This is a genomic window from Neisseria sp. HMSC061H08 (assembly GCF_001836795.1).
GTDB lineage: Bacteria > Pseudomonadota > Gammaproteobacteria > Burkholderiales > Neisseriaceae > Neisseria > Neisseria subflava_A.
The window spans coordinates 76,530-88,655 of the sequence record NZ_KV830576.1; the positions used below are offsets into that span (position 1 = coordinate 76,530).

Below are 12,126 nucleotides of genomic sequence, written 5' to 3' on the forward strand. Positions count from 1 at the left end.
AAGGTCGTCTGAAAAATTTTCAGACGACCTTTTAGGTTAATTTTCCGAATAGCCTTTCTAAGGCAGTACAACCACATTTCAAGATTTTTCTGCGCAGAAAAAGGAATACAGCAATTGTATCATCTCGGTTACCCTCGGGTCGGCAATGTAATATTGCCGTTCCCGATGGTTTACTTCAAATGATACCAAACCGGCTTCACGCAATAGGGCTAATTGGCTGGACATTGCCGCTTGCGGCAGTCTGGATGATTCAGCCAACTCGGTTACATTGTGCGGCCTTTCATGTAGTTTGCACAATACGGCGAGGCGGTTGGGATTGGCCAGTAGTTTGAGAAAAGCGCTGGCTTCTTCGTAGGGCGGTTGATTGTCGGCAATGGTCATTTTTCACGCTTGTCGGCAAATGAGGAGGTCGAATTATCAGTCATAATGGCCTCAGCAGCAACTTTCAGACGGCTTTTGTTTAATGATTCCATGGCATTTTGGCCAGCAGGCGCGCCATGCCGCAGAATCCGGTTAGTCCGGCCGTTAATAGGCCTGCGCCGACCATTACGTCTATCAGATAAAACCAAGGCGATACCAGCCAACCTGCCAGCACGCTTAACAGAATCAAACTGCCCGCTATGGTTTGCACCTGCCGCATGATGTCCGGTGCGGCACGGTCGGCAACAATAGGAAGCCCTGCAGCCTTCCATGCCTGTAAGCCGCCTTCTAAAATATAGCATTCGCGGCTTTGGCCAAGCGCTGACAATATTGTTTCAGCCCCTGCTGTACGTTTACCGCTCAGGCAATAAAAAATCAGGCATGGGGCCGTATCATCGGGCAGTTTGTCTCGCTGCTGTTCAGGCGGAAGGGATAATGCACCGCCAATATGCCCGCCCCGATATTCGGCTTGGCTTCGGATGTCCACTGCCAACGCGCCCTCACGGATTTTTGCCATTGCTTCGGAAGGCATAATTCGCGGGAGTTGTCCGACCGTAGTCATGTTTTGCCTTCGTTATTTTTTGTTGATACGGCAGGTGTTGATGCCCAATAAGCTGTACAGCGCGCAGTTGCCAATCAGTGCTGTACCCAGGGGGATGATGCCCAGCCAACCCCACCAGCCAATTTGTCCGGTAGCGGCTGCAGCAATCAGCGCTACGCCGATAACAATACGGATTACGCGATCTAAAGTACCCAAGTTTCGTTTCATTTTATTGCTCCTTGTTTAAGAACGGATTGTCTATAAATAAATATATATAACAAAAATCATATATGAGAAATATTATAGCTTTAAAGATGACTTTGTCAAATGGTTTACAGTAAAAGTGTAATGAATATTTGCATTGTATTTTTTAAACGCACAAATAGAATCAATCTCCAACGGCATGGTTAAATGTAAAAATACAGCCTGATATTTTCAGACGGCACTGGAGATGATCTATATAATATTTTATTTATATTGGAAGAATGAGTAGTCAGTTTTCAGAAGGAATCAAATCATGACCGATTCGGAAAAGAAGCCCAATGGAGACGATTTGAAGACTGGATAATCCGTTGTGTAACTAGCAAGGGAGAGGAAACAATTTAAAATCAAATTGTCTACGAATTATAAAAGGCCGTCTGAAAATTGAATCTCAGCCGGCCTTTAGTTTCTTTATAACGTCGTTCGTATCATCAGAAACGATAGTTCACACCCAAGGCAAACTCGCGGCCGCGCTCGTAGAAGGGGACGCGTCCGTTGCCGTCGGGGAAGCGTTGGCTGTGTGAACGGTATTGCTTGTTACCGATGTTGTTGACGGCGAAGTTGACGTTCAGGTTGTCTTTTTTCAGCGGCTGCCAGTTGGCGTAGATGTCGTGTACGCCGTAGCCTGATTTCTTGCCATGTATCGTGCCTTGTCCGCGGGCGACGTCGGTGTATTTCACACTTTGGGCGTAGCGGCCGCGCCAGCCGATTTCGAGTTTGGGGTTTTCAAACTGATAAGACAGGCCGGTCAGCCATTGGCGGCCCGTGTTCCAGAAGGTGAACGAGCTTTCGTGGTCTTCGGCTTGAATCGGGCTTTCGCCGTAGTACATTTCGCCGTTCAGACGGGGTTTGACGTAGGACACGCCGGCGCGCGCGGTCAGACCGCCCCAGCGGTAGGACGCGTCAAGTTCGTAGCCGTAGGTTTTAAGTGTGCCGCCGTTGTAGATCTTGCCGCGTTCGGTGATGGAGGCGGTGTTGTTGTTGATTTTTGCCCAACGATAGACGATGAGGTCTTTGATGCGTTGGTGGAACACGCTGCCGCTGACGTTGAAGTTGTCGTTGCGCCATTTGAAGCCCAATTCGGCACGGCGGGCGGTTTCGGCTTTGAGGTTGCCGTCCAAATCAGCGGCGGCACCTGCGCGTTCGTTAGCCAACAAGGCTTCGTTCAGGCGGGGCGCGCGGCTTGCCTGATTGAGGTTTGCCAAGAGGGAGAAGTTGTCATTGATGTCCCAAATCGCGCCGATGCTGGGGTTGAGCTGGCCGTGCGACGCGCTTTGTTTGCTGGCGGCGTTGTATTTGAAATGGTCGTAACGCAGGCCGGTCGTCAGGGTAACGGGGTGCAGGTTCCAAATGCCTTCCGCGTACACGCCGTATTCGGCTTTTTTCTCTTTGTCACGGTCATACAGGCCGAGAATCTTCAGCCACGCGCCTTTGTCGGAAGGCTCTGAGGTTTCGTGGCGGTAGTTGACGCCGTATTTCACCATGTGTCCGTCGCCGAAGGAGCTGGCGAGGTTCAGGTTAGCGCCGGTCGCTTTGATTTTGCTTAACTCAAGTTTGCCGATAGGAACGCCGCCTTGCGCAGTGCCGGAAGCTTGGGCTTTTGGAGAAGGGGCGCCTTTGGGCGGTTTGGTGTCGTCGGTATTGATTTGGAAGACGTTGGCGTCGATTTTGTCGATAAAGCCGACGTTGCGGCCACGGTATTCCAGATTGTAGGTTTGTTCTTTTTGATAAGTGCCGTCCACGCCGATGTAGCTGTCAACGTTTTGGAACTCGGCTTTGTCGGTGCGGTTGCCTTTTTGGTATTCCTGACGGTAGGTCAGGCGGATGCCGTGGTCGTCGTTGAAATCGTAGCCGAGTTTGGCGAGGTAGCTGTGCTGTTTCAGACGACTGCCGAGGTTGACATTGCCGTTGCCATCTTTGTAGTCACGGTTGTTGAGGAAGTTGCCTGCAAACAGGGCATCGAAGCCGTTTTGATAGCCATAAACCGCTGCGCTGCCGGTTGAGCCTTTATTGCTGCTCAAGCCTGCGCCCAGTTTGAAACCGAAAGGTTTGCCGTCGGTCAGCAGGTCTTTTGCGTCAACCGTTGTTACACGGATGGTACCGCCGACCGCACCCAAACCCGCGCTCGCCGCGCCTGTGCCTTTTTCGACGTTGATGCTTTTCACCAAAGCAGGATCAAGCTGGAAGCGGCTTTGGTGGTGGAAGATTTTTGTGGATTGGCTGGTGTTGTCGACTTCTAGGTTAATTTTGTCTTCACCAACGCCGCGGATGCTGTAAAACTGCGCCACGCCGTTGCCGCCGCCGACATCCATGCCGATTTGGTCTTTCATGACTTGTTTCAAATCGGTCGAAGTTTCGCGGTCAAGCTGATTGCGGGTAACGCGGGTCGGTACGGCAGTACCGGTAACCTTAATTTCATTCAGTTCGGCAGTTTCTGCGGGGTGCGTATTTTCGGCATGGGCGAAGCCTGTTGATAGTGCGAGTGTAATGAGACTAAGGCGGAATACAGGAAAAGAGGTTTTATTCATGATTTTTCCCAAGAAATAAAAAATTGACTGCTTATTCTAATTATTTTAATAATGATTATCAAACTACAAATAAATGTAAAAGAACATATTGGTCTCATTTTGATTTGTGGTTTGAATATTTTTATAAATATCAATCGGTTTATTTATGGTTAAATTTTGTAAAACTATTTTGAGAGAAAATATGTTGAGGCTTACTTTTTTGAAACTGAAGAAAAGGGATGAGTTGAATATTTATCGATGATAAATATTGTGTATAAGTGTTTTAAAAGGCCGTCTGAAAAGTGTTTTTCAGACGGCCTTTAAGTTTAACAAGCTTAACTATGCAGTTTGTGAGGCTTGTTTATTTGGAAGGTGGTTGGGCATATCCGTTATCGGCTGGGAATGCGTCAGGTTCGTTATTTTTTTGCGTTGGGTCGTATAGTTCAAAAATAGCCGTACCAATTACACCTGTATTTTTGATGGAGCCTTTATCCGAGTTTGCAGCGTAAGAGTCTTCTGGGTTGCTGAATACAAAAGATGCTACAGCATCATCACTTTTACGGAAACCTTCGATTACCAGTGAATCATGTGGGTACAGAACATAGCCATCTGAGTATCTGCTGGCAGCCTGGCCTGAGATGACATCCAAACCATCTACGCTGGCTATAATTTCCAAAGTTTTATTGCTATTGTTCTTATAAACCAAACGGTATGACTGACCGTCTTTACCTTGTAAAAAGTAGTTGCTACCGTCGCGGAAGATTGGAAATAGGTCGCCATTGTCAGATTGCACGGATAATTCCACTTTGCCTGCTGCTAAAGAAATCGAGTTGATTTTTTTACCCCGATAATCTTTAGCAGAGTAGTTCAATACGCCTTCTGCCAAAGGGTTTTTCGTGACACGGCGCAAATCTACGGAATGAACGGAAGACTGTACTTCATCTCCCCAGCTGGTTCCTAGTTTTTCTGCTGTTTCTACGCTTTGATTGGCTATTTCTGAATCTGCTGGTGCAGGAGCTTCAGATGAAGGAGATTGCTGGGAACAAGCAGCTAAAATTGCAGCCAACAGCATTGGCAGCCACAATTTGAATTTTATTTTAAACATAATTGCTCCTGAGATAATTTAATAGGTTAACAATTTGAATATATTAAATAATATGAAAAATTATCCGTATTCTATACTATTAATCTAATTGGGTAGAAAGCAGAGCTGTAAAAACAAGATAAATTATTTATAGTAATTAAAATAGATTTGAAAACAAACCGGACTTTGATTTTGTGAGTTGGTATCGCTGGTTAATCTGTTTCTGTATAAAAAGGCCGTCTGAAAAGTGTTTTTCAGACGGCCTCACTACTTTTTTACAGTAAAGGACTCATCAGGCGGACGGCATTTTCTACGAGGCCGCGGAGTTTGGAGCGTTGTTGCCATGATTTGATGGCAATGTAGCTGCTGTTTTTAAGGTAGCTGCGCTGTAGGTGGTAGATTTGTTTGGTGGTGTCGCGATCGTAGATGGCAAGGCTTATTTCGAGGTTGAGGAAAAAGCTGCGCATGTCCATGTTGACCGTGCCGAAGAGGGAGTAGTCTTCGTCAATGGTCATGGTTTTGGCATGTAGAAGACCGCCTTCAAACATAGCGATTTTGACGCCGGCTTCCAGCAACATAGGGTAGTAGGCGCGTGAGGCGTAGCGAACCATCAGTGAATCGACTTTGGCAGGCAGTATTAGAGTTACTTTGACGCCGCGTTTGGCGGCAACGGTTAATGCCATGAGAAGCGGCTCGTCGGGGACAAAGTAGGGAGTGGTAATCGTGATTTGTTTGGTGGCGGCATAGATGGCGCTGATGATGGTTTCGTAGATAACGAAGCTGCCTTGCTCAGGGGCGGATGGAATGATTTGGGCAACAATATTGCCTTGCTGCATTTTTTCAGGAAGGATTTGGGGCAGCAGGCTTTGGGCTTGGTTGAGGTATGTTTGTACGTTTTGGAGGTTTTCATCGGTTTCGACGGCGAGGTCGGCGAAGAAGACGGCAGACAGTTCCAAAACCATAGGCCCTGTACAGCGCATCATGGCATCTATCCATTCTCCGACGCCAGAGTTTTGTTTGAAATAGCGTGGGTCGACAAGGTTGAAGCTGCCGGTGTAACCGATTTTGCTGTCGATAACGAGGATTTTGCGGTGGTTGCGCAGGTCGGTGCGCGTGAATAATGTACGCCAGATGCCGACAGGTAATGAGGTATGTACTTCAATGCCTGCTTGGCGCAGTATCTCTACCCAATCGCTTTCAAAAAAGCTCCTGCTGCCGACGGCATCGGCCAGTATGGAGCAGTCTACGCCTCTGGCTTTGGCGGCAAGAATTTCATTTAGAATTTCTTCAATGCGGCCTTTGGGTTCGATAATGTAAAAGGCCAGTAGGCAGGAATGGGTTGCGGCGCGTATGTCTGCGAGCATGCTGTCGATGATGGTATCGGTGGTTGAGAGCAGGCTCATGGCGTTGCCTTTGGTGGCACCCAGCCCCGTTCCTTTTTCGGCAACTTTACTGATGCCGTGGTAACGTGATTTGACTTGGTCGGCAATGTCGAGATAGATATCGGCTAGATGGGTGGCGGCAAAGTTGCGGTAGAAGCGGTTCATTTCGCCGGTACGTTTGGCGCGGGCGGTGCCTAGACGAGGCTCTCCGATAAGGATGTAGGCGATGGTTCCGAATACGGGGAAAAGGAATAGGATAATCAGCCAGGCAAAGGTTGAGCCGATGTTTTTTTGTTTGTACAACACGCGCAGCATGCAGATGAGTGCGGCGCAGGTGTGGGCGAAGATAAAAATTTCGGTCCAGGTAATGTCTTTTAAAAAATTCATATTCGGTAGCGGGAGTAGATGTGTTTTAAGTTTGAAGGTGTCAGCTGATAAGCTTCAAATATTAAGTATATAGAAAAACTGTCTAAAAACAAATTTACACGATAATCGTGTTTTTGCTTTCAGACGGCCTTTGAGTTGCTTTAATTAACGGTGATACTGACGGGATAATTCATGTACGGTATCGACCAAAATTTTGGCGTGTTCGGGGTCGGCGTGTTGGTTGATGCCATGGCCGAGGTTGAATACATGGCCGCTGCCGTTGCCGTAGTCGGCGAGGATGCGTGCGACCTCGGTGCGGATAGATTCCGGTGTACCGAAGAGGGCAAACGGGTCGAAGTTGCCTTGCAAGGCAACTTGTTCGCCGACGCGACGACGTGCTTCGCCGATGTTGCAGGTCCAGTCTAAGCCCAATGCGTCTGCGCCGATTTCTGCCATACTTTCCAGCCATAAGCCGCCGCCTTTGACAAATACGATAACAGGCACGCGGCGGCCTTCGCTTTCGCGTTTGAGTCCGGCAACGATTTGTCGGATGTACTTCAGGCTGAATTCTTTAAATGCTGCATCGCTCAACACGCCACCCCAAGTGTCGAAAATTTGTACGGCTTGTGCGCCGGCATCGATTTGGGCGTTGAGATAAGCGGTAACGGCTTGGGCATTGGTGTCGAGGATTTTATGCAGCAAATCAGGGCGCGAATATATCATGGTTTTGATGGTGCGGAATTCTTTACTGCTGCCGCCTTCGACCATGTAGCAGGCGAGTGTGAACGGGCTACCGGAGAAGCCGATGAGTGGAACGCGGCCGTCCAGTGCTTTGCGGATGGAAGTTACCGCATCAAAGACGTATTGCAGTTTTTCCATGTCGGGAACTTGCAGTTTGGCGATGTCGGCTTCGTGTTGCAAGGCGCGTTCAAATTTTGGGCCTTCCCCTTCGGCAAAATATAGGCCCAAACCCATGGCATCGGGTACGGTCAGAATGTCGGAAAACAGAATCGCTGCGTCCAGATCGAAGCGGTCTAAAGGCTGGATGGTAACTTCAGTCGCCAGCTGGGTGTTTTTGCACAAATCGAGAAAGCTACCTGCGCGTGCGCGCGTGGCTTTGTATTCAGGCAGATAGCGTCCGGCTTGGCGCATCATCCAGATGGGCGTGTATTCGACAGGCTGTTTGAGCAGGGCGCGGAGGAAAGTGTCGTTTTTCAGAGCAGTCATGATCAATAGGCTTTCTGATTTGGTATGTTGGAACAAAGTTCAGACGGCCTTAGTTGTTTATTCAGGCCGTCTGAAATAATTAAATAGAAGCTGGTATGAAAGATTTCATGAGTTGTTAATGTGAAGCCGGCACATCAATTTGGTTGAGGAAGGGCTGCCGGATGTTCTTCCTCGGCCACGCTTTCCAAAACCAGATTGCGTTGTTCTTGCGCTTTTTGCGGCTGATCGGTTTCATCAAACACGCGCGCTAGGACTAAATGTGCGGATACGCTGGGTTGCAGGGCGATGCTGGCTTCGAGGTAGCCTTGGGCTTTGCCCCAAAGTTTGCGGCCGTAAGCCAGTTGGCCGAGATACATCAATAGTAGCGCATTGTTCGGTTGTTCCTGCAGCCAAGAATCTGCCAAATCGATGGCTTTTTGCTGGTCGCGCTCGCTTAGGAAACGAACGGATTCGACAAATGCTTCCAATAGCTCGGGCTGGCGGTTTTGCGGATAATGGGTTTTTACCCATTTGACCGCTTCGGCATACAAGCCCAAACGCTCGTATTTCTCGGCAATCGCGACGCACAATTCGCCAGATTTCACGCTTTCGGGAATCTGTTTCAAACAGGCTTTCAGACGGCCTGCATCGGTTACTTCGCTCAAGAGGCGGCGATATGCCCAGTTTTGATACTGTTCGGCTTCATAATCGTTGATGGCGCCGGCTTTGACCAGTTTTTCCGCTTTTGTCAAGACATCTGAGGCATCGCCGTGATCAAAGGCATAACGCAATTGCAGGCGGACCAGGCGACTTAAGTTGCTATTGATTTTTGCTGCTGCTTCAAGGTTTTGTGCGGCAGTCGGATAATCGCGGCGGCTCAGTGCAGATTCGACCAGCAAAAGATGACGGGAAAGCTGTTGTTTTTGTGGCAGCTGTTCGATTTCGTGCAGATAGCGGTCGCGTAATTCAAAGTTTTCCATTTGGTCGGCTGCGTGCGCGCCCAACATCAAAGCCAGGGTACGGTTGTCGCCTGCTTCTTTGTTTTGCAAGACTTTGGCGGCTTCTTGTTCGGCTTTTTCAAAACGGCCTTCAAAATATGCCAAACCTGCGCTGTTCAAAGAGGCGGAAGCCTGACGGCCTTTGCGGGCGATGCCGAAGCGTTGCATACGCGCCGGAATGTTCAAGAGGCCGAACACGAATTTAATCAGGAAATACAAGACGAATACGCTCAACAGCAGGCCTAAAACAAAGGCATGCAGATTGATACGCAGCATGGTTTGTTCAACCACGACATACACGTTGCCGGTATAAATGCCGGAAGCCAAGGCTAAACCGACGGCAGCGGCAAACAGAATGACAATCCAAACGACGGTTTTCATGCTTGCTCTCCTTTAATTTTGGCAGCAGGCTTGGTTTGGTTTTGTGGTTTGGCAGCTTCAGCGGCCGGTTCTTTTTTGTTTTCAGACGGCAATGCAGGTGCTTCCAGAGATTGAGGGGCAGAAGCGGCAGCCGGTGCGGAAGTTGTGGCTTGTTCGGTAGTCGCAGCCGGAGCGGAAGCGGTTTGCTCGGCAGCTTGGGTTTGTGCAGCTTCCTCGGTTGTCATTTGTGTACGCGAACCTTCTTGATAAGCGCGAACGGCGCTCAAGCTGGCTTTCAGGCTGTCGTCTGAAATCATACGGACATCAAGGGCTTTGAGTTCGGCTAACTCTTTCAACCATGACTGGGTAGCAGGGGATTTGCTATCGAAGTATTGTTTCACGGTTGCTTCAACGTTGTTCAAATCGCTTTGATACACTTCGCCGTTGTGTTGCAACAGGGCAATGCGCGCATCCAAAAGGCGCAGGCGCAGGTTTTCACGGATGAAGTAGGTTTGATCGGGGGAAATCAACATGGCGTCGTTGCTGTCCAGATGACGGACTTCAACCAAGCCTTTGAGGGCATTGAGGGATTTTTCCCATGTATTTTCCCACCAAGTTCCTGAATTAGCAGCTTCGACAGGCGCGGCACCTGGTTTCAATACGCCGTCCAAAACCAAAGGCAGGCCGGAAATACCGGTTTCCAAACGGTCGATACGCAAGGCAGTGGCGGAAATATCGACATAAGGACGGTTTTTCAGCGCGGCCAAATCATTGCTGATGGCTTGCTTGATGGGGATAAGCTCAGGCTGTTCAAAACGGCTTAAGCGGCTGTCGATGTGTTCCAATACGCTGACCGCGCCTTGGAGGTTGCCTGACAGCATCAATTGTTGCGAAGCAGTGTTCAACATGGATTCGGCTTCATCGACCAGCCAGTTGATACGGCCTTTGAGTAACTCTTGATAAGCTTTCTGCATTTGCAGGATTTGCTCGCTATTGCTTTTTTGACCGTTGTTCAGGCGGTCTAACTCGGCCTGAATAGCGGTTTGGCGGTTGAGGTTGTCTTTTAAAAGGCTGGCGTTTTCAGATTCGCCCAACGCAGCTTTGTCGATTTTTTGGTTGAATTCGAGTTCTTGGTTTTTTAAAACATTTTGACCCTGTACGAACAGGAATCCGCTCGCGCCCAAGCCAAGCAGTGCCAAGACAGTTGCACCTGCGGCCAAGGCTTTGCCGCCAGATTGTTTGATGATAACAGGGGCGTTGTTTTGTGGGAGATTGTTGGACTCGGGCATGCTCGCCTCCACTTGCTGAGGTTGGGTAGGTTTGATTTGTTCAGACGGCCTGGTGTTTTCAGAACGTTCAGGTGCCGGAGCTGCCGTATTGGCAACTTGTTGGGTATCTTTATTGTCTTCGACTGGGTTCACTGCTTGGCTCCTTTGTGGCATGGATGAAAGTGCAACGGATAAAGAAGTGACGGTTTCTACATGTTTGGCGCCGACAATGCGAAGCGCATCGGCAATGCGCGGATGATGGGTAAAGTATAGCAAGGATTCGAAGAATCGGGAAAATTGCGGCGGAATCTGATGGAAAAATTCGCGCGCGAGTTCGCCGGATGTGACGTAGGCGGCGGCGATGTCTTCGGTTTTAAAGTTCTGCCAATCGATGGGGTGTGGCCGTCTGAAATAGATTTCGGCGATGTCGATTTGGAAACCCAGTTCGGTCAGTTTGTCTGCCAGAAAATCACGGCCGCCATGGCCTCGAATGATTAGAACTCGGGCGTTGGGTGGCAGGGTTTTCCAAATAGGCATTCTCAAGACGGCTTCGCTGTCGTTACCATCTTCGGGAGAGAAGGCGGGATAGGGGGAGAATTGTGCCAAAGTATGTTGGCTGGTTTGGCCGACGGTAATGTGTACTTTAGGGCCGTCTGAAAAGGTCAGACACGGTACTGCAGTTTCAATAGCGGTCGGGCTGACCCAAAACACCACATCGGCTTGCTTGAATTGTTCGGGAAGTTTTTTTAGCGCCGAATGATCCAACTCTATTTCAATCGGACTCAATACCTGAGCCTGCCAACCGGCTGCATGGCAGGTTTGGATATCTTGCTGTGGACGGTTGGACGGACGGATGATGAGTAGAGTAGGCATAATGTGGGATAAATTATTAAGGTTTAGGCCGTCTGAAAGAAGGGTTTCAGACGGCCTGTTGCTGACGTACGTTATTGATCGACGAATGCGCGCTCAATCAGGTAGTCGCCGCGAACGCCGGTTTTCGGAGAAACGGTCAGGCCGAATTCGTCCAAGACGCTGCAGGTGTCTTTCAACATGGCAGGGCTGCCGCACAGCATGGCGCGGTCGTCTTGCGGATTGATTTTAGGCAGGCCGATGTCTTCAAAGAGTTTGCCGCTGCGCATCAAATCGGTCAGACGGCCTTGATGTACATATTCTTCGCGTGAAACGATCGGGTAGTAAATCAATTTTTCTTTAACCAAATCGCCCAAGTATTCGTGTTCGGGCAATTCTTTGGTGAAGCGGTCGTAGTATGCCAAGTCTTTTTTGTAGCGTACACCGTGAACCAAGATGATTTTTTCGAATTGCTCGTAAACATCAGGGTCTTTGGTAATGCTCAAGAAAGGGGCGATGCCGGTACCGGTGCTCAAGAGGTAGAGGTGTTTGCCCGGATTCAGGTCGCCGGCAACCAATGTGCCGGTCGGTTTTTTACTGATGAGGACATCGTCGCCGACTTTAAGGTGTTGCAGGCGGCTGGTCAATGGGCCGTCTTGTACTTTAATACTGAAAAATTCCAGATGCTCTTCCCAGTTGGCGGAAGCCACGCTGTATGCGCGCATCAGTGGTTTGCCGTCAACCATCAGGCCGACCATGACGAATTGGCCGTTTTCAAAGCGCAAAGACTCGTCACGGGTGCAGGTGAAAGTGAAGTAAGCGTCAGTCCAGTGGTGTACGGACAAGACTTTCTGGGTGTTGAATGCTGCCATTGATATTTCCTG

10 protein-coding genes and 1 pseudogene are annotated in these 12,126 nt (G+C 49.2%); all 11 read right to left on the bottom strand.

Going from position 1 to position 12,126, the window contains the following annotated elements:
• Nucleotides 1-78: 78 nt before the first annotated feature.
• Nucleotides 79-381 (bottom strand): ArsR/SmtB family transcription factor, encoded by a 303-nt coding sequence (locus HMPREF2675_RS07010; RefSeq protein ID WP_070814539.1) that lies wholly within the window; start codon nucleotides 379-381, stop codon nucleotides 79-81.
• A 79-nt stretch (nucleotides 382-460) separates the two neighbouring features.
• Complete coding sequence (locus HMPREF2675_RS07015; protein ID WP_070814540.1) at nucleotides 461-982, bottom strand: rhodanese-like domain-containing protein; 522 nt, start codon at nucleotides 980-982, stop codon at nucleotides 461-463.
• Nucleotides 983-994: 12 nt separating this feature from the next.
• The gene (locus tag HMPREF2675_RS07020; protein ID WP_003685761.1) at nucleotides 995-1,189 is read right to left on the bottom strand and encodes a YgaP family membrane protein; all 195 of its coding nucleotides are present in this window, start codon (nucleotides 1,187-1,189) and stop codon (nucleotides 995-997) included.
• 464 nt (nucleotides 1,190-1,653) lie between these two features.
• A complete protein-coding gene (locus HMPREF2675_RS07025) occupies nucleotides 1,654-3,750 on the bottom strand; it encodes a TonB-dependent receptor plug domain-containing protein (RefSeq protein ID WP_070814541.1) in 2,097 nt (698 codons plus the stop codon).
• A 340-nt stretch (nucleotides 3,751-4,090) separates the two neighbouring features.
• A complete protein-coding gene (locus HMPREF2675_RS07030; protein WP_070814542.1) occupies nucleotides 4,091-4,834 on the bottom strand; it encodes a hypothetical protein in 744 nt (247 codons plus the stop codon).
• Nucleotides 4,835-5,088: 254 nt separating this feature from the next.
• Nucleotides 5,089-6,582 carry a cardiolipin synthase gene (cls, locus tag HMPREF2675_RS07035; protein ID WP_070814543.1) on the bottom strand — a complete coding sequence of 498 codons (1,494 nt, stop codon included), beginning with the start codon at nucleotides 6,580-6,582 and terminating at the stop codon, nucleotides 5,089-5,091.
• A 144-nt stretch (nucleotides 6,583-6,726) separates the two neighbouring features.
• Nucleotides 6,727-7,788: a uroporphyrinogen decarboxylase gene (gene hemE / locus HMPREF2675_RS07040; protein ID WP_049344254.1), complete on the bottom strand. Its 1,062-nt coding sequence runs from the start codon at nucleotides 7,786-7,788 to the stop codon at nucleotides 6,727-6,729.
• 134 nt (nucleotides 7,789-7,922) lie between these two features.
• The gene (locus tag HMPREF2675_RS07045) at nucleotides 7,923-9,146 is read right to left on the bottom strand and encodes a heme biosynthesis protein HemY (protein WP_070814544.1); all 1,224 of its coding nucleotides are present in this window, start codon (nucleotides 9,144-9,146) and stop codon (nucleotides 7,923-7,925) included.
• Nucleotides 9,143-10,414 (bottom strand): uroporphyrinogen-III C-methyltransferase, encoded by a 1,272-nt coding sequence (locus HMPREF2675_RS11585; protein ID WP_239665347.1) that lies wholly within the window; start codon nucleotides 10,412-10,414, stop codon nucleotides 9,143-9,145. The genes HMPREF2675_RS07045 and HMPREF2675_RS11585 overlap by 4 nt, the downstream gene beginning before the upstream one ends.
• A gap of 159 nt (nucleotides 10,415-10,573) precedes the next feature.
• Nucleotides 10,574-11,266, bottom strand: a pseudogene (locus HMPREF2675_RS11590) (uroporphyrinogen-III synthase); the annotation flags it as partial.
• A 71-nt stretch (nucleotides 11,267-11,337) separates the two neighbouring features.
• Entirely contained in the window at nucleotides 11,338-12,114 is a 777-nt protein-coding gene (locus HMPREF2675_RS07055) for a ferredoxin--NADP reductase (RefSeq protein ID WP_003679792.1), read from the bottom strand.
• Nucleotides 12,115-12,126: the final 12 nt, after the last annotated feature.